Genomic DNA, 16,702 nt, shown 5'->3' with positions numbered 1-16,702 from the left:
GAACAACAAAAAACCGCCCTCGGGCGGTTTTTTTATGCTCTGGCGCCCTTAACCGGCGACCAAGGCCATGTGCAGCAGCGGATAGGGCTTGCCCTGGCCATCCAGGGGGGAGCGCCCCGTCACCTCGAAGCCCAGGTGCTGGTAGAAGCCGACAGCCTGGGCATTCTGTTCGTTGACGTCCACGCGAGTCGCCCCCAGGCAACGGATGGCGTGGTCCACCAGCTGGCGGCCGACCCCACTCCCTCTCGCCTCGGGAGCGATGAATAGCATCTCGATATTGCCCTCAGCCACCCCGATAAAACCGACGATCACGCCATCCTGCCTGGCGCAATAAAGGCGCACGGCATCGAAATAGTGTTCGAGGATGAGAGGCTTGAGGGTGGCGATGTCTTCCTCTTGCAGGAAGTGATGGGTAGCGCGTACCGAGGCCTCCCAGAGAGCGATCAGGGCCGGGTAATCCCCGGTTTGTGCTGGTTCTATCTTCATGAATTGTTGGCTCAATTTATGGCAAAAGCGCCGATGCTAAGCCTTGGGGCCGAACCTCGTCAAGGTGCAGCCCTGGGCCTCTGCCTGCTTGATGACAAACCCCTTCTCGATGCCCGCCTTGAAGCCCAGCTTCTCATAGAGGCGATGGGCTTCATCGCGCCCTTCCCCCGAGATCAGCATCACCTTGTAGCCATCCAGCCCCCAGGCCAGGGAGAGCGCCTGTTCAAGCACCTTCTGGCTCAGCCCCTGGCGTCGGAACGCAGAGGCCGTTACCACGTGCTCTATGATGCCAAAGGGCCTGCCGCCGTTGCTCAGGGTCGGGATCACCCCGAGCTGGCAGGTGGCGGCGAGCTCACCGCCCACCTTTGCCGCGATGATCCGCACCTCGGGCCTGGCCAGCAGGCTCGCGAGCGTCTCCATCGCCATGGAAAGCGGCATCACGGGATCCCGTGGTCTGAGCTCGGCGTAAAGGCTGAGCAAGCCGCCAGATCCTGCTCCCTGCACTCTCTGATCACCACCATGGCAACCTACCTGATCTGCCACTCCTCTTTCGGCTGATCATGCATGACGCCAGCATGGAGTGTGCGCAGGCATAAAGAGAAAGAAGATGCCTCCCCAGGTTGGGAAGGCATCGCGATCAACGGGTCTTGACCGCCTGGAGCAGGACAGAGACATCGGCGCCAACGCGGCGGGTCGCGATGGCTTCGCGAATGGCGCTCTCGCTGTAGCGACTGGCGGGGTAGACCACCACGCAGGCGGTGTCACCGGGAGAGAGGAAGTGGGTCTCGCCAAAGGGGGTGTAGCGGGTGGCGCCAATGCTGATGAGCGCATGGGCCGGGCGCCCCGCCTGGGCCAGCAGCCCCTGGATATGCTCGGCCGGGCCTTCGTCCTGCTGATGGTTGAACTTGTCGATGGCCCACGCCAGCAACTGATCGTGGAAGTAACTGTAATCCACCGCCGCGCTGTCGATCCCGTAGGGGTGCAGCTCCCCGTCCCGCTCCAGATAGCAGGCGATGCGGTAGTCATCGAGCTCGCATCCTGCGGCAAAGTGGGTCAGGGGCAGCAGGTTCGCGGCCAGCCCCTTGCTCTCTTCACCCCAGTTCTTCTTCTCGCTGATCTTTTTGGCATTGGGGCGACGGATGGAGCAGTCGTTGTAGGCGCCAAACGCCTTGGGATGGATGGCCACCACCTGCTCCCCCGCGTACTCCAGCTCGCACCACAGTGCCACCTCGGGTTCAATCTGCACCTTCTCGTCCCCGCTCACCGCCGCCTCCGGCAGGAAGATGGCCTCGCCGCTCAGGGGAAAGACCCCGAGCTGGCCGGGATGGTTCGGCACATAGAAGGGGAACAGCGCCTTGGGGGCGACCTTGTCGTCAACCTTGACGGCGACGAAGTCCGCCGCCTCCCCTGCCTGCTCCAGGTGACCGGCGAAGTTGCCCGCCACGCCCAGTCCGATAAAGGGGGTCTGTGAGGTGATCTGCATCTGTGGCTCCACTGGCGCGGCCGGGGCCGCCGCCTCGTTGTCGTTGTTCAGGGCGGAAATACCGCCAAAGAGGGAGCTTATTAGAGCACAGCCCCCGTACGGCGCCCAGCCACCGGGCCACAAGCTGTGCACCAGGGCGGATTTTCCCTCACCATCTGGTCATAAAGTCGGCAGTCGATGCGAAGCTGTGATCCCGATGCTTGGGAGAGCCCGGCACTTTTGCTAGGCTGCCCTATTCATTTGCCGTTCGGGAGCCGTCGCAAGGCCATGACCACCCACTTTCAGGGGCGCTTCGAGGTGGAGTTCAAATACCGCCTGACGGACAGCGCCGCCTTTGTGCATACCCTCACGGCCCTCGGCCCCGAGGTGATGGTGGCGGACAATCATGAGCAGGACTGCTACTTCGACACGGCAGATGGCGCCCTGGCCCGGGAGGAGAAGAGCCTGATCATCCGCACCATGGCTCCCAGCGGCATCCGGCTCTGGATAGTCAAAGGGCCCGGACCCGATCGCTGCGAGGCGGTCAACATCACCGATGCAGACAAGGCGGCCAGCATGGTGCGCACCCTGGGCTACCAGCCGGTGCTGACCATCGACAAGCGGCGCAGCATCTATTTTCTGGGGGCCTTCCACGTCACGGTGGATCACCTGGCAGGCGTTGGTGATTTTGCCGAGCTCGCCATCATGACTGACGACGAGGCCGCCCTGCCCGCCTACCGCGCGCAGTTGCTGGCGCTGGCTAGCCGGCTGGGACTGGCGCCCGAGATGCGGGAAAACCGCTCCTATCGCACCCTGTGCGAGCAGCGAGCCCCCCCTTGACAAGCAGCAACAAGAGGAATCTGCCCATGATCGACAAACTCGCCTGGCTGACCTTCAAGGAGGGACAACTGCTGTGCGCCCGCTCCCACGGCAAGGACATCTACTACATACCGGGGGGCAAGCGCGAGCCTGGCGAGAGCGACGAGGCGGCCCTCGTTCGTGAAATCGAGGAAGAGCTCGCGGTCACCCTGAAACCCGACACCCTGGCGTTCGCCTGCGAGTTCAGCGCCCAGGCGGACGGCAAGCCGCAAGGGGTGAATGTCAATCTGCGTTGCTACACGGGGGACGCCGACGGCACGCCCGTCGCCTCGGCGGAGATCGCCGAGCTGCGCTGGCTGGACAGCCGCCACCTGGCCGAAGTCTCCCCCGTCTCCCGCCTGCTGTTCCAGTGGCTGGCAGCGCAGGGACTGATCCATTAAGAGACGGCGCACCTGACCGGATGATGATGGCACCGGCAGGAGAGTCCGCGCCCGAGACGTTAATCCCCCACGTGGGCCAAGAGAGAAGATGAGGACATTCAATGGAGATCCTTGAGGTCGAGAGCACCAGAGGCATCAAACCGGCGCTGATCGCCCTGCTGCAAGATTGCGTGGCCAGCGGTGCCTCGGTGGGCTTTCTGCCTCCCCTGCAGGAAGAGCAGGGGCTGGCGTACTGGCAAGGCATCGAGGGGGAGCTAGCGGATGGAGTGCGCAAGCTCTGGGTGGCGTTTGATCAGCACCATCTGGTGGGCGCCCTGCAGCTCTCCCTGTGCACCAAGGCCAACGGGGGCCACAGGGCCGAAGTGGAAAAGCTGATGGTCCACAGCCAGGCCCGTGGCAAGGGGGTGGGCCGCGCCCTGATGAACGCCATGGAGCAAGGGGCCCGGGACGCCAGGCGTACCTTGCTGGTGCTGGATACCCGGGTCGGCGACGTGGCCTCCAGCCTCTATCGCCAGCTCGGCTATCAGGAGGCCGGCCAGATCCCGGACTTCGCCCGCAATGGGGACGGCACCCTCGCCGCCACCCAGTTCTTCTACAAGCAGCTCTGAGGCAGACGGCCTGGCAAGATCGGACAGCGTGCCGGTCTTGCCCCTCCAAGGCTCGGCGCACATAGGTTTTTGGTTCAATCAGACTCATCGGCAAGGAGCCATCATGATATTGGAAGTCGCCCATCTGCAGATCATTCCCGGCAAGGCCACTGACTTCGAGCAGGCCTTCGCCCGGGCCCAGCACATCATCAACGCCATGCCCGGCTACCTGGGCCACCAGTTGCAGCGTGCCCTGGACGATCCCCATCACTACCTGCTGCTGGTGCAGTGGGAACGGTTGGAAGATCACACCCGGGGGTTCAGGGCTCCCCCCGGTACCAGGAGTGGAAGGCCCTGCTGCACCACTTCTACGACCCCTTCCCCAGGGTCGAACATTTTCAGGATGCAACACCGATCAGTGCCGCAAGCTGAACCTTGATCAGCCAGTCCCGTCACGGGCTGATCAATGGCGTCAGGCCAGTCGCTCGGCCCTGTGGGCAATCTGCGGATCGGCAAAGGCGCTCTGGGCCGTGATGAGCTGCAGCTCGTAGGCATTCGCCTCCCAGGTCTGTCGCAGCACCGCATCCACCGCGGCGTTGGTGCGCTCGAAGGCGCTCACCCCATCATATCCCGCCTGCAGGTTGGCCAGCATCAGGGCACTGATGAGATCCCCCACGCCCACCGGTTGGCGCGCGAAATCGTAAAGGGGACGGGCGATCAGATAGTCTCCCTCGGGGGTGGCAAGCAGCATCTCGAAACGGCCGGGGACGCTGGCGGCGCGACCCAGGTGCTTGACAAGCACCATCTTCACCCCCTTCTCCAGCAACTGGCGTGCGGCGACCCGGGTCTGGGCCAGGGTTGTCAGATGGACATCGCACAGGGTCTCCAGCTCCAGCAGATTGGGGGCCATGATGTCCGCCACCGGCAGGGCCTGCTCGGTGAGAAAGCGGGTGACGCCCGGGGCGACGATGCACCCCTTCTCCGGATGCCCCATCACGGGATCGCAGAAATAGAGGGCCGCCGGATTGGCTCGCTTCACCGCCGCCACCACCGCCAGGATCTCGTCCCCCTGCTCCGCCGAGCCCAGATAGCCGCTCAGCACCGCATCGCAGCGCGCCAGCACCTCGATATTGCAAAGCCCCTGGCACAAGGCGGCAATGTGGCCCGCCGGCATCGCCATTCCCTGCCAACCCGCCTCGTACTGGGTGTGGTTGGAGAACTGCACCGTATTGATGGGCCACACCTCCATGCCGAGACGGCGCATGGGGAACACAGCGGCACTGTTGCCGGCACAGCCAAACACCACGTGGGACTGGATAGAGAGAATGCGTTTCATCGAAACCACCGCACAAGAAGCCTGAGGAAAAGAGGCAATATATCGGATGAAGAGACGGCTCTTCCAGCAATTAACGCCCTGACTCCCTATTTATGCTTCTGCAGGCCTAACCTGCCGCATATTTGACCGCCACGACCCAGTTCCTGCACAACCCTGGAGCCATCTCCCCCGCTGCTGCGGGGTGATAAATGTACCTGGACGCCTCTTGTCTGATGGCATACAAGGTGATTTTTCAACCAACCATAAACAGTCGGGATCAAGGATGAGGTCCGATGGAAAGGCACCAGTCGGCAGTCGGCAGTCGGCAGTCGGCAGTCGGCAGTCGGCAGTCGGCAGTCGGCAGTCGGCAGTCGGCAGTCGGCAGTCGGCAGTCGCAAAATAAGGCAACAATGGCAAGGGTCAAGGAGACGTCGGAAGATCACAGGACGAACACGGCCTACCCTTGCCTGACACCGTGGCAACGACAAGCCATACGCAGTGGCGACAGCAAGTCACGTCACCAGTACCGTGACTACAGCGAGTCGCCAGCAGTCGTCAGAGGGAGCGTGGTGCCCTTGGGCGTCTCAATCCCGGGCGAAGTGGTAGACCCAGCCTTCGTCCGGTGCCATCTCCTCCGGCAGGTCCACCAGAGCAGGCAGCGAGGTGACGGCCCCTTCGGCCGCATATTGCAGGGCCATCAGGGCGCAGAGCGCGGCATCATAGGGATCCGTTCCAGGGATGAGGGACGCCGGCAGGTGGGGTTGCAGCTCGGGCCGCACCGCAGAGGCTTTGCCCCCCATTTTGGCCAGGGCGGGATAGACCTCCAGCACCGCGCGCCCGGCAGCCCTCGCCTGTTTTGGCACCAGTTGCAGATCCCCGAGACGCGGCAGCATGGAGAGGGCCAGGGTGGCGTTGTTGCCGAGCCTGTCGAAGGTGGCGGAGAGGGGCTTCTTGCCATAGTGCTGATGGAGCCAGCGCTCGCAATCCCGGTAGGCGTAAGGGTTGTCAATCTCCCGCTGGGGCACGGGAAAGCCGCTCCCCCGCCCCGCCAGCAGATCGGCGAGGGCGCGGGGAAAGGCCAGGGGCGCATCGATGCCGAGAGCAAGGCGCGGGCAGGCCAGCACCTGCATCAGCGCCACCTCGTCTTGCAGGGCCGGGCGCAGCAGGGCATCCAGATCCGGCGCTACCCGGGAGCTCAGGCGAAACAGGGGGGAGATCCCGAACCAGTGCAGACGCGACTCCCGGGCCTGCCAACCCACCACCGCCACCGCCTGGGCATTGCCCTGCCAGCCCCTCACGTCCCAGCCGATGCCGATGGCGTCCATGTGTTCCGTTGTCATGCCCCTGTTACCTCTGTGCAGCCTTGATGGAGCACAGGGTAATGGCTGCCCCTCCTAAAGCAAGGGCAAGTTGGTCCCTAGAAGGATTTCTTGAAGTTGATCAGGGGCAGAATGGGGAAGATGCCGTTCTCGGCGTAGTTGGCCAAGCCAATCTGCAAGCCGTCCAGGTGCTTGGTGGCATTGACGAATCCCAGCTGGAACGTGGTACGTTCGGCATAATTGACGAAGCCGACGTTGGCCAGGGCATTGCCCTGGGCGATGTTGACCGCCCCCCAGTTGAGCCCCTTCACATTGTTGGTCAGGTTGACGAAGCCCAGATTGAGGCCGGTATCCTGCCCTTCGTGCCAGTTGACGGCGTTGATGGCGACCCCGCCAAACTGGTGGCGCACCCGGCTCGCGCCAAAGAACACACCAAGCTGCAGGCCGGTGAACTGATCCACATCGGAGAGGGCGAACACCGGCAGATCGATCCCCTTCACCTGGCCGGTGCGGCCGTAGAGGAAGGAAGCCCGTGCCCCTTCTACCTGATTGGACGAGGGCAGGTTGACACCGGGCAGGGAGATCTGGACCGGCGTGCTGGCCTGGGCGACACCGGCGAGGGTCAGGGCACCACAGCCGAGCAGCAGGGCGAACGGTTTCATCGGGGATTCCTTGTGAAGAGGGTGTGGCTCAAGGGTACCAGCGCAGGCCCCGGGGGACGAGGTCCCGGCCCTTTCCCTGCGTCACCTCTCGTCTGAATCCGGGGATGGCTCTCTCGGCGTGACGGGGGAAGCGGTGGTGAAACTCCCTTGAGCGCCAGTGGCCCCCAGAGACACAACCAGCCCGGTCGGGCTGGTTTTTTTGCCTGTGCTCGCCCCTTTTTCGGGGCAATTCGGCCCGGGCCCTTTCCCTGCCCCGCCTAACTGCCTAGAATGAGCCCCCGCTGTTTCAGCCATTCATCCAGCTAGAGGATTTCCCATGGAGACGTTTCTGCTCGAAGGTCACCCCTTCGTTGCCTTGTGTGACCTGATCAAGCATCAGGGTTGGGCCGATTGTGGCGGTGCCGCCAAGGCGCTGGTCGCCGAGGGCCTGGTGGAAGTGGACGGTCAGGTCGAGACCCGCAAACGCTGCAAGATAGTCGCCGAGCAGGTGGTCAACTTCAACGGCATGAAGGTAGTCGTGAAAGAAGGCGTCAGTCCCGAGATCCTCTGATCCTGACGCCCTGCCACGCAAGCGCTACCCAGCACAGTGGTCGAGCGGGTGGTCAACTTCAACGGCATGAAGGTCGTGGTGAAGGAAGGCATCAGCCCCGAGATCCTCTGATCCTGACGCCCTGCCACGCAAGCGCTACCCAGCACAGTGGCCGAGCGGATGGTCAACTTCAACGGCATGAAGCATGAAGGCCGTGGTGAAGGAAAGGAGCAGTCCCGAGATCCTTTGATACCGGCTTGAACAAGGGCGCCAAGCGCCCTCTGGCCTTCAGCTGGCCTTGATGGAGAGGGTCAGCACGAAGCGGGCCATGGCCTCGTCGCCGTTGCGCGACGGGCAGGTGGCCACCACCTGGATGGGGCGGTTGATGCGCTGACCGCTCGCCAGGGACTCGTCGATCATGGCGTCGATAAGCTCCCCCGCCGCGCAATCAAACTGCACGTCCCCCTCCGGGCGCTTCAAAAACTCCCCCTGCACATCCTTGAAGGCAAAATGCACCTTCTTGCGCCGCGCCCGCCCCTTCTCCATGACCAGGAGCCCCCCCACCAGGTCGGCGCCGGTGGCGAGCGCCCCGAAATACATGCTGCCCAGGTGGTTGCGGGTGCGCCAGCCCAGCGGAATGCGGATGCGCAGCGCCCTGGCGTCCATCTGCTCGATGACGGGGGCACAAAAACCAATGACGGGAATGTAGCGCCAGGCGAACAGACGCAGGGCGAGGTTGGCTTTGAGGCGTTGCAGGTCCATTGCAAACTGATCCGATGAGTGAATGTGACGCAAATGTTGCCAGCCTGCTTCCCGATAGACAAGCCTCCCGTGCCATCCCTGTGAGCAGGCCCCCAAAGGGTATTTGCAAAATTAATGCAATGGCCAGGTTCTATTTTCCCGGCAAATGATAAAACCGGCCTTTCCTGACCCCGGGTCGCCCCTCTCTTTCCCCTTTTTCCGGATTTTTTCAAGGTCCCGCCCCGGATGACGGGACCATGACAGCCATATCCGAATGAAACACAACAAGAAATACTCCCCGTCAGGGGGCTAGCCCAGGATCCCGCCCCCGCCACTGGGATTATTCGCAGTAACCAAACCCCCACTCCCTCGCTAGGCTGTTGCTGGCCCGGAAGTAGCCACTCGGCACCGGGTCAACCCGTCTACCAATCTCACCATAAGGATAGAGAGATGAGTCACGTGCAACAGTTGTTCAACGGGGGCGAGAGCGCCGGTACTTTCCAGCTCAACTTCAACAACAACCGTGCCTACGAGCTGTTTGGCCGGGAGTACCTCAAGTGCTATGCCAACCTCAGCGCCAAGGGGAAGATGAGCAAGCCCCTGCCCACCGGGCCGCTGAGCTACACCGTCGACTTCGCCATGGATTGCGGCTGCAGTTCGGTGCTGTTTGACTTCAACCTCGCCTACAAGAAGACCTTCGGCAACCAGTTGCAGGCCCCCCTGTGGCGCGAGTCGGACTACGAGGCCGAGCTGGTGCTCTGCCAGCTGGTGCGCGAGGCACCGGCCAACCGCCTGAGCAACCATGATCAGTTCGCCGAGGCCGAGGCCTTCTTCAACGACATCAATTTGCCCGACACCGTCCGGGCGGTGGGCACTGATCCCTATGCCGACAAGGACGGCCTGGTGGAGTTCATCGTGGCCAACGAGCTGCTGGACGATCCCGCCGTCATGGCCAAGCTGGCGGAACAGAAGGCCTACCTCATCGCCATCACCTCTGTGGTCACCGCCTACATCAACCGTTACGCCGAAGCCTATGGCGAGCAGTACAAGACGGACGCGGATCTCTGGGCCAGGGCCCTCTCCAAGATCCCCCTGATGGGGCCGAGCAAGATCGATCAGCAGAGCTACAGCCGCCACATCAAGGGGCTCAGCATCGCCACCGACTTCATCAACTTCATCATGGACGTGGTGGTGAGCCAGGGCACCACAGCGCTGGCCAGCTTCAACAAGTTCTTGCAAAAGCAGGGGGATGCCATCCGCTTCGGGGTGGAGAACAACAAGGACTTCTACAAGACCATCACGGTGGGGGTCACGGTGGAAGTGTTCAAGGTGGGCAACGAGCTGGTCTATGTGCCGAAGATCAAGCAGTACCGCGTCAACTTCGACCGCCAGAACAGCAAGTTCACCTCCGCTTGTGCCAGCGCCGAGTTCGTCGACATCTACTTCAACTACCTCTATGCCGCCAACGTGTTCGACTACGAGGCCCTCAAGGACCCCGAGATCAAGCGCGACTTCGACAACTTCATCCAGAAGCAGCGCAAGGCACAAATTGAAGAAGCGGATACCTTCTTCAACGATGACTTCCCGCCCCTGGAGCCCAAACAGGTCAGCCGCAGCAAGGCCACGGTCTAACCCCGCCAGTCAAAAAAACAGCCGGCAGATGCCGGCTGTTTTTTTAGGTGGGCCTCAGGCCCGTTTCTCTTCAAGCCAGGCCCCCTGGCTCTGCATCTCGAACAGCTGGGCATAATGTCCCCCCAGCGCCATCAGCTCGCCGTGGGTACCGCGCTCGCTCACCCACCCGCGGGAGAGCAGCAGGATTTCATCGGCATCCACAATGGTGGAGAGGCGGTGAGCGATGGCGATGGTGGTGCGGCCACGGCGCGCCGCCGAGAGCGCCTGGGAGAGGGCGAGCTCGGTCTGGGAGTCCACGCTCGCGGTCGCCTCGTCCAGGATGAGGATGCGCGGATCCCCCACCAGGGCGCGGGCAAAGGAGAGCAGCTGGCGCTGGCCAGCGGAGAGGTTCTTGCCCCCCTCCTCCATCAGGGTGGTCAGGCCATCGGGCAGGCGGCGCACGAAATCGGCCAGCTGCACCTCCTCCAGGGCCTGCCAGAGCCGCCCATCCTCGATGCCGTCACGCCCAAGGCGCAGGTTCTCGGCCAGGGTGCCGACGAAGATGAAGGGATCCTGCTGCACCAGGCCGATGCTGCGGCGCACCGCCGAGAGGGCCAGGCCGTTCATGGGGTGATCATCGAAGTGGATGCTCCCCCGATCCAGGGGGTAGAAACCCATCAGCAGGCTGATGATGGTGGACTTGCCGCTGCCGGTGTGGCCCACCAGCGCCAGCATCTGGCCCGGCCGGGTGGCAAAGCTCACATCTTGCAGTACCTGCTGCTCCCCGTCGTAGGAGAAGCCCACCCCGTCGAAGCGTACCCGTCCCTCCAGGGGGCGCACCTCCCCGTCGGTGCTCTCGCGGGTTTCATCGAGCAGGGCGAACACCCGCTCCCCCGCCACCATGGCCTGCTGCAACTGGTTGAGCTGGTTGGTCATCTCGATGAGGGGCTCGATCATCCGCCCCAGATAGCTGATGAAGGCGTAAAGCACCCCCACCTGGATGGCCCCCGCCGTGCTCAGCCCCTCGTGGGCAAACAGGGCCAGCAGGCCGATGAGCACCATCATGTAGAAGAGATCGATGAGGGGGCGCAGCAGGATGCCGTTGATCTTGAGGCTCTTGATCCGCGCCTGCCAGTGCTGCTGGTTCACCCCGGCAAAGGCATTGGCGAAGTGGCGCTCCTGCACCATGGCCTGGATCACCGGCATCCCCTGCAACGACTCGTTGAGACGGCTGTTGATGTCGGAGAGCAAGGATCGGGTCGCCCGCACCACGGGCACGCTCAATTTCTGGTAGAGCCACATCACGGCCCCCACCGCCGGCAGCAGGGTGGCGCACACCAGCATCAGGCGCAGATCCAGCAGCGCCATGGAGAGCAGGATGCCGCACAGGAGCACCACTTTTTGCACCAGGAGCCCTATCACCTGGACATAGAGGTTCATGATCGCCTCGGTGTCGTTGGTGATGCGGGAGATGAGGGAGCCCGAGCGGTGCTTGTCGAAATAGCGGGCAGGCAGGCGGATGGCGGTGGCGAACACCTGCTCGCGCAGACGCTGCACCACCGCCTGGGCGATGCGGTTGAAGCGCAGGGATTGCAGGTAGAAGCCGGCCGCCGACAACACCTGCAACCCCAGATAACCGGCGGCAAGGGCGGCGATGATGCCCCACTCCAGCCGGCGCGGCGCCAGGTAGTCATCGATGAAGAGCTTGATGAGCAAGGGGCCCGCCACCTCGGCGCCGGTGGCGAGCAGCAGGCAGATGCCCGCCTGCACCAGCCAGCGGGGGTAGCTGGCGCAGTAGGCGAGCAGCCGTTTGATGGTTGGATTCACAGACTTGCCTCCAGCGCAACATTCCACGGGAATTGACTCTCTTTGCTCCCCTCTCCGATCGCGGGAGCCGGGCGGGGGGTGAAGGAAACCAGGGGTCTTGTCATCCTGTTCACAGGCTCTCCTCCACGTCCTGCTCCAGGCGCTGGTAGCGGACCATGTCCGCGTACCAGCCGTTCCTGGCCATCAGGGCCTCGTGACGGCCCCGCTCGCTGATCGCTCCCTGCTCCAGCACCAGGATCTCGTCCGCCTGCTCCACCGCCGTCATGCGGTGGCTCACCAGCACCAGGGTGCGCTTGTGGACCTTGAGGGCCAGCAGGATCTGCTGCTCGGTGTGGGCATCCACCGCCGAGAGGGCGTCATCCAGCACCAGGATAGGGGCATCCAGCAGCAGGGCGCGGGCGATGGCCAGACGCTGCTTCTGACCGCCGGAGAGGGTCACCCCCTTCTCTCCCACCTCGGTTTCATACCCTTTGGGGAAGCGACTGATGTCGTCGTGAACGCAGGCGATTCGCGCCACCCGCTCAATCTCCTCCCGGCTCGCCTCGGGGCGGCCCAGGGCGATGTTGGCCGCGATGGTGGTGGAGAACAGAAACGGCTCCTGGGGCACATAGGCAAACTGGCTGCGCAGCTCACCCAGCGACAGTTGCGAGATGGGCACCTCCCCCATGCGGATCTCCCCGGCCGTGGGGTTGGCCAGGCGCATCAGCAGCTTGAGCAGGGAGCTCTTGCCTGCCCCGGTGCGTCCCACTATCCCCAGCATGGCGCCAGCCTGCAGGGTGACATCCACCCCCTGCAACAGGGTGCGCTGCTCCAACCGGTAGCCCAGCCCCTGCACCCGCAGGGGAAAGGCCGAGGCCAGCGCCACGGGATGGGCCGGCTCCTCGATGTCGCTGCGCTCCCCCAGCAGGCTTTCGATACGCGAGTAGGCGGCGCTGCCCCGCTCGATGATGTTGAACAGCCAGGCGATGGCGAACATGGGCCAGATGAGCTGGCCGAGGTACATGGTGAAGCTGGTGAGCTCCCCCAGAGTCAGCTTGTCTTGCAGCACCAGGGCGCTGCCCCCTGCGACCGCCAGAAAATAGGAGCAGCCGATGCACAGGTAAATCACGGGGTCGAACTTGGCGTCGATGCGGGCCACCGCCATGTTGCGCTCCCCCGCCTGACGGGTCAGCTCGGCAAAGCCCTCGTCCTCCAGGGATTCGACCGCGTAGGATTTGAGCACCCGCACCCCGGAGAGGGCCTCCTGGGTCTTGTTGTTGAGGCGGGAGAAGGCCCCCTGAGCCGCCTTGAACTCCTTGTAGATCTGGGTCCCGAAGCGGTTCATGAAGAAGGCCATCACCGGCAGGGGCAGCAGGGAGAGCAGGGTCAGCTGCCAGGAGTACTGGCTGCACATGATGGAGAGCACCAGGATGCCGACGATGAAGGAGTCCACCAGGGTCAGCACCCCTTCCCCTGCGGTCATCTCCACCGCCTGGATGTCGTTGGTGGCGTGGGCCATCAGATCACCGGTGCGGTGGCGCTGGTAGAAATCCGGGCTCATGCGAGTGAAGTGGGTGAACAGCCGGTTGCGCAGCACGTAGGCGAGCCGGTAGGAGGCACCGAACAGCATGACCCGCCACACATAGCGCAGCAGGTAGATAAGCAGTCCCAGGCCAAAAAGCCCCGCCAGATAGCCGGTCAGGGTGCCGCTGTCCAGGTCACCCTTGGCGATGCCATCCACCACCCAGCCCACCACCTTGGGGGGGATCACGGTCAACAGGGCCACCAGCATCAGCAGGGAGATGGCCACCAGATAACGCCGCCACTGATCCTTGAAAAACCAGCCAAGCCGCAAAAATACGCTCACAGAGAAGTCCTTGGTCGCGGCGCGCTGCCGCGTGATCGTGAAGAGAAGCTCAATACAATCGCCCCCTGGCGGGGGCGAACGAGTGGGTCATCATAGCCTGAAGCGGGTGACTTGAGAACGATTGCTATCTTGCCCTCCCTCAGAGCCGCTTGTCGGGGGGCGAGAACGGGAAGGCGACCGACTCCTGCTGCTCCCCGGTGAGCAGGAAGTGGGAGACCTCCTCCCGGGTCTGGGTAAAGACCTGCTGCAACTGGTTGAGCTCCCCCTCGCTCAGCTCCTCCTGCAGCCGCAGCCGCCACTCCAGTTCCCCGGCCAGCAGTTGCAGGCGGGAAGCGGAGATGTTGGCCGAGACCCCCTTCAGGGTATGCAGCAAGCGGCACGCCACTTCGGGCTGCTGGCGACGCAGGGCGGTGCGGATGTCCCACAGATCGTCCTTGTGCTCGGAGAGGAACAGCTTGAAGAGGATCTGCAGCGCCTCCCTGTCATGCTCCAGCCGGCGCAGGGCATCCTCCAGATCCAGCACGCCCATGAGGGCCGGCGGCTTGACCTCGATGGGCACCTTGGGCTCCCCGCCGCTGCTCTTCACCCATTGCAGCAGGTTGTTGTAGAGATCGAGCTTGCTCACCGGCTTGGTGACATAGCCGTTCATGCCGACGCCAAGGCAGCGCTCCCTGTCCCCCGGCATGGCGCTGGCGGTGAGGGCGATGATGGGCACATCGTGCTTGTCCACCATCTTGCGGATCTGGCGGGTGGCATCCAGCCCGTCCAGCACCGGCATCTGCAGATCCATCAGGATGACGTCAAACGGCTGCTCCGCCACCTGCTCCACCGCCTCGCGGCCGTTGTCCACCACGGTGACCTTGGCCTCCACCCGACGCAGGTACTCCAGAATGAGCTGCTGGTTGACCCGGTTGTCCTCGGCCAGCAGCACCCGGGTACCGCGCAGCAGCTCCCGGAACTGCTGCTGATCCCCCTGGGCCTCCGCCTGGCGGACCTTGCTGTCATGGGAGCTGCCGTTGAGCAGTTCGTCCACCTTGGCCAGCAAGGCGTTTTCGGTCATGGGCTTGGCCAGGAAATGGGTCAGTCCCATGCTCTCCATCCGCCCGTGCAGCCCCTCCCTGGACCAGGCGCTGGTCATCAGGACAGGCAGGCGCCGCCACTGGCTGTGCTGGTACATCTCGAGGGCCAAGTCCAGGCCATCCTCCTGACCCATGCGCCAGTCGAGGATGGCGAGGCGGATGTGATGCCCCTCTTCCCGCAGCACCTGACGGGCGCGGGAGAGGCTGTTGACCGTGATGACGGACGCCCCCGCCCGCCCCAGGATGTCCTTGGCCAGCTCCAGCACCAGCTCGTTGTCATCCATCATCAGGATCAGGGGCTGGTGATCGAAGAAGACCCGGCGCCCCGAGACCCCGTACACCGCTTGGGAGATGGGGATCTCGAACAGGAAGGTGGAGCCCACCCCGGGCTTGCTCTGCACGGTGATCTCCCCGCCCATCAGCCCCACCAGGCGCTGGGAGATGTTGAGGCCAAGCCCGGAGCCGCCATATTTGCGGGTATTGCCCGCCTCCAGCTGGGTAAAGGGCTGGAACAGCTGGGCCTGTTTCTCCGGGGCGATGCCGATGCCGGTATCCCGCACGCTGAAACAGACCCGCATGGGATGCTGGCTGGTGAGGGTGATGGCCACCTCCACCTCGCCCCGCTCGGTGAACTTGATGGCATTGTTCACCAGGTTGACCAGCACCTGACCGAGGCGCAGCGGATCCCCGCGCAGAAAGTCGGGCACGGCGGGAGACTTGTTGATGATGACCTCGATGTGTTTGCGCTCCGCCAGATCCGCGAACATGGCGGCGAGGGAGTCGAGCTGCTCGCTGAGATCGAAGTCGATCTCCTCCAAGGTCAACTTGCCGGACTCCACCTTGGTGAGATCCAGAATGTCGTTGATGAGCAGCAGCAAGGTGTCCGACGAGGATTTGATCTTGTTGAGATAGTCCCGCTGCTGGGGATCCAGACTGGTTTGCAGTGCCAGGGCGCTGAAGCCGATGATGGCATTCATGGGGGTGCGGATCTCGTGGCTCATGTTGGCCAGGAAGTCGCTCTTGGCCTGGGCCAGCAGCGCGGCATGGCGAGAGAGCTCGCTCAGCTTCTGGTTGCGACGCCACAGGGTCGCGGCCACCAGCGAGAAGCAGAGCAGCGCCCCCCCCAGCACCATCAGGTAGAAGCGGCTCTTGAGGGAGGAGGCCCGCTCCAGCTTGCTCTGCTTCCAGGCGGGCAGTGAGCTCAGCCCCTTCATCTCCACCACCTGATTGCGCAGGCGATGGTACTCCATCACCTGCTGATTGAACTCCTGGCCCAGCCGGACGAGGGCCGCGACCCTCGGCTGCTCGCCATAGCGGTCAAGCAGGTGCTGCTGGAGTTGCAACAGTTGCCGCTGCTCGTTCTGATCCCAGCTGCGTCGGAGGTAGTGGTGCAGGCGCATGAGTTCGGTTAGGTCGCGGTACTGCGCCTCACCGACCGGCAGGGTGCCTTGCAACGCCTTGAGCTGGCCCTGGAAGCGGGGAGCCAGATACTCGATGGTCATCTCCATGGTGTAGAGCCTGGCGAGATCCAGCAGATAACCGTCGATGTCCCGCTGCAACGCCTGGGAGCCGGGGTCGTCCACCGACTCCGGATCCTCGTGCACCAGCCTGACGAATCTGTCCAGGTGACTGGAAAGCAGGCTCAGGCGTTGCTGTACGCTGCCATCGCTGGCCTTCTCGCGCCCCAGCAGATAGACGGTATCGGTATTGACCCGATTGAGCACTATCTCAGCCGCCACGCTCAAATCGAAGGCACGCTGCTGCTGGCTGAGCAACTGCCAGCAATAGGCAGAAAAGCCCACCAGCGATACGATGATAAGGCCAAAGACAACACGATTGCCCCGTGCAACACTCTTCATCCCGTCTCGATTCTCATGTCATGGTCGGCCATCCGGTGACATCAGGTCACGGCCGGAGGCCAACTGTGAAAAACCACTGAGTGCTATGTTACCGTTAGTCGGCGCTCTGATTGCAATAAA

At 63.4% G+C, this 16,702-nt stretch carries 14 protein-coding genes and 3 pseudogenes; 7 read left to right on the top strand and 10 right to left on the bottom strand.

The annotated features are described in order from the left end of the window. Window positions 1-48 precede the first annotated feature (48 nt). From AB5Y59_RS13045 to AB5Y59_RS13035, 3 genes and pseudogenes are all read right to left on the bottom strand, one after another. Window positions 49-486 carry an acetyltransferase gene (locus tag AB5Y59_RS13045; protein ID WP_268453051.1) on the bottom strand — a complete coding sequence of 146 codons (438 nt, stop codon included), beginning with the start codon at window positions 484-486 and terminating at the stop codon, window positions 49-51. Window positions 487-522: 36 nt separating this feature from the next. Next, a pseudogene (locus AB5Y59_RS13040) lies at window positions 523-1,007 on the bottom strand (GNAT family N-acetyltransferase). A 116-nt stretch (window positions 1,008-1,123) separates the two neighbouring features. Further along, window positions 1,124-1,969 carry a DUF5718 family protein gene (locus tag AB5Y59_RS13035; protein WP_268453048.1) on the bottom strand — a complete coding sequence of 282 codons (846 nt, stop codon included), beginning with the start codon at window positions 1,967-1,969 and terminating at the stop codon, window positions 1,124-1,126. A gap of 267 nt (window positions 1,970-2,236) precedes the next feature. Here AB5Y59_RS13035 and AB5Y59_RS13030 point away from each other — a divergent pair, with 267 nt between their 5' ends. The 4 genes and pseudogenes from AB5Y59_RS13030 to AB5Y59_RS13015 all read left to right on the top strand — a co-directional run bounded on the left by AB5Y59_RS13030 (window position 2,237) and on the right by AB5Y59_RS13015 (window position 4,226). Then, window positions 2,237-2,788 carry a class IV adenylate cyclase gene (locus AB5Y59_RS13030; protein ID WP_368212100.1) on the top strand — a complete coding sequence of 184 codons (552 nt, stop codon included), beginning with the start codon at window positions 2,237-2,239 and terminating at the stop codon, window positions 2,786-2,788. A gap of 26 nt (window positions 2,789-2,814) precedes the next feature. Beyond that, entirely contained in the window at window positions 2,815-3,207 is a 393-nt protein-coding gene (locus AB5Y59_RS13025; protein ID WP_039038593.1) for an NUDIX domain-containing protein, read from the top strand. A 101-nt stretch (window positions 3,208-3,308) separates the two neighbouring features. Continuing rightward, window positions 3,309-3,815: a GNAT family N-acetyltransferase gene (locus tag AB5Y59_RS13020; RefSeq protein WP_010674875.1), complete on the top strand. Its 507-nt coding sequence runs from the start codon at window positions 3,309-3,311 to the stop codon at window positions 3,813-3,815. A gap of 103 nt (window positions 3,816-3,918) precedes the next feature. Continuing rightward, window positions 3,919-4,226 (top strand): annotated as a pseudogene (locus AB5Y59_RS13015) (antibiotic biosynthesis monooxygenase). Window positions 4,227-4,266: 40 nt separating this feature from the next. On the opposite strand, the gene pdxY reads toward AB5Y59_RS13015, so the two are convergent. The 3 genes from pdxY to AB5Y59_RS13000 all read right to left on the bottom strand — a co-directional run bounded on the left by pdxY (window position 4,267) and on the right by AB5Y59_RS13000 (window position 7,090). Further along, complete coding sequence (gene pdxY / locus AB5Y59_RS13010) at window positions 4,267-5,130, bottom strand: pyridoxal kinase PdxY (RefSeq protein ID WP_124244946.1); 864 nt, start codon at window positions 5,128-5,130, stop codon at window positions 4,267-4,269. Between the two features lie 563 nt (window positions 5,131-5,693). Continuing rightward, window positions 5,694-6,449: a DUF429 domain-containing protein gene (locus AB5Y59_RS13005; RefSeq protein ID WP_139737956.1), complete on the bottom strand. Its 756-nt coding sequence runs from the start codon at window positions 6,447-6,449 to the stop codon at window positions 5,694-5,696. A 77-nt stretch (window positions 6,450-6,526) separates the two neighbouring features. Next, on the bottom strand, window positions 6,527-7,090 hold the full coding sequence (locus AB5Y59_RS13000) for a hypothetical protein (protein WP_010674879.1): 564 nt from the start codon (window positions 7,088-7,090) through the stop codon (window positions 6,527-6,529). A gap of 316 nt (window positions 7,091-7,406) precedes the next feature. Here AB5Y59_RS13000 and ybcJ point away from each other — a divergent pair, with 316 nt between their 5' ends. Both ybcJ and AB5Y59_RS12990 read left to right on the top strand, forming a co-directional pair. Next, entirely contained in the window at window positions 7,407-7,640 is a 234-nt protein-coding gene (gene ybcJ, locus AB5Y59_RS12995; RefSeq protein ID WP_010674882.1) for a ribosome-associated protein YbcJ, read from the top strand. A 36-nt stretch (window positions 7,641-7,676) separates the two neighbouring features. After that, window positions 7,677-7,751, top strand: a pseudogene (locus AB5Y59_RS12990) (ribosome-associated protein); the annotation flags it as partial. Between the two features lie 156 nt (window positions 7,752-7,907). Here AB5Y59_RS12990 and AB5Y59_RS12985 read toward each other — a convergent pair. Beyond that, entirely contained in the window at window positions 7,908-8,381 is a 474-nt protein-coding gene (locus tag AB5Y59_RS12985) for a DUF4442 domain-containing protein (RefSeq protein ID WP_010674883.1), read from the bottom strand. Window positions 8,382-8,810: 429 nt separating this feature from the next. Between AB5Y59_RS12985 and AB5Y59_RS12980 the strand changes: the two genes are divergently transcribed. After that, window positions 8,811-9,992 carry a hypothetical protein gene (locus AB5Y59_RS12980; RefSeq protein ID WP_161469934.1) on the top strand — a complete coding sequence of 394 codons (1,182 nt, stop codon included), beginning with the start codon at window positions 8,811-8,813 and terminating at the stop codon, window positions 9,990-9,992. Window positions 9,993-10,046: 54 nt separating this feature from the next. Here AB5Y59_RS12980 and AB5Y59_RS12975 read toward each other — a convergent pair whose 3' ends face one another. From AB5Y59_RS12975 to AB5Y59_RS12965, 3 genes are all read right to left on the bottom strand, one after another. Beyond that, entirely contained in the window at window positions 10,047-11,798 is a 1,752-nt protein-coding gene (locus AB5Y59_RS12975; protein WP_103261909.1) for an ABC transporter transmembrane domain-containing protein, read from the bottom strand. Between the two features lie 109 nt (window positions 11,799-11,907). After that, a complete protein-coding gene (locus tag AB5Y59_RS12970; protein ID WP_324027354.1) occupies window positions 11,908-13,644 on the bottom strand; it encodes an ABC transporter transmembrane domain-containing protein in 1,737 nt (578 codons plus the stop codon). A gap of 139 nt (window positions 13,645-13,783) precedes the next feature. After that, window positions 13,784-16,582: a response regulator gene (locus AB5Y59_RS12965; protein ID WP_368212098.1), complete on the bottom strand. Its 2,799-nt coding sequence runs from the start codon at window positions 16,580-16,582 to the stop codon at window positions 13,784-13,786. Window positions 16,583-16,702: the final 120 nt, after the last annotated feature.

The organism is Aeromonas sp. s10 (assembly GCF_040907975.1).
Classification (GTDB): Bacteria; Pseudomonadota; Gammaproteobacteria; order Enterobacterales; family Aeromonadaceae; genus Aeromonas; species Aeromonas caviae.
Note: the sequence above shows the minus strand (reverse complement) of the source record. Positions and strands in the feature narration are given on the sequence as shown.

What these genes read in the sequence shown, in the direction of transcription:
- AB5Y59_RS13045 (WP_268453051.1), bottom strand. Translation starts at nt 486, where the DNA reads ATGAAGATAGAACCAGCACAAACCGGGGATTACCCGGCCCTGATCGCT.
- AB5Y59_RS13035 (WP_268453048.1), bottom strand. Translation starts at nt 1,969, where the DNA reads ATGCAGATCACCTCACAGACCCCCTTTATCGGACTGGGCGTGGCGGGC.
- AB5Y59_RS13030 (WP_368212100.1), top strand. Translation starts at nt 2,237, where the DNA reads ATGACCACCCACTTTCAGGGGCGCTTCGAGGTGGAGTTCAAATACCGC.
- AB5Y59_RS13025 (WP_039038593.1), top strand. Translation starts at nt 2,815, where the DNA reads ATGATCGACAAACTCGCCTGGCTGACCTTCAAGGAGGGACAACTGCTG.
- AB5Y59_RS13020 (WP_010674875.1), top strand. Translation starts at nt 3,309, where the DNA reads ATGGAGATCCTTGAGGTCGAGAGCACCAGAGGCATCAAACCGGCGCTG.
- pdxY (WP_124244946.1), bottom strand. Translation starts at nt 5,130, where the DNA reads ATGAAACGCATTCTCTCTATCCAGTCCCACGTGGTGTTTGGCTGTGCC.
- AB5Y59_RS13005 (WP_139737956.1), bottom strand. Translation starts at nt 6,449, where the DNA reads ATGACAACGGAACACATGGACGCCATCGGCATCGGCTGGGACGTGAGG.
- AB5Y59_RS13000 (WP_010674879.1), bottom strand. Translation starts at nt 7,090, where the DNA reads ATGAAACCGTTCGCCCTGCTGCTCGGCTGTGGTGCCCTGACCCTCGCC.
- ybcJ (WP_010674882.1), top strand. Translation starts at nt 7,407, where the DNA reads ATGGAGACGTTTCTGCTCGAAGGTCACCCCTTCGTTGCCTTGTGTGAC.
- AB5Y59_RS12985 (WP_010674883.1), bottom strand. Translation starts at nt 8,381, where the DNA reads ATGGACCTGCAACGCCTCAAAGCCAACCTCGCCCTGCGTCTGTTCGCC.
- AB5Y59_RS12980 (WP_161469934.1), top strand. Translation starts at nt 8,811, where the DNA reads ATGAGTCACGTGCAACAGTTGTTCAACGGGGGCGAGAGCGCCGGTACT.
- AB5Y59_RS12965 (WP_368212098.1), bottom strand. Translation starts at nt 16,582, where the DNA reads ATGAAGAGTGTTGCACGGGGCAATCGTGTTGTCTTTGGCCTTATCATC.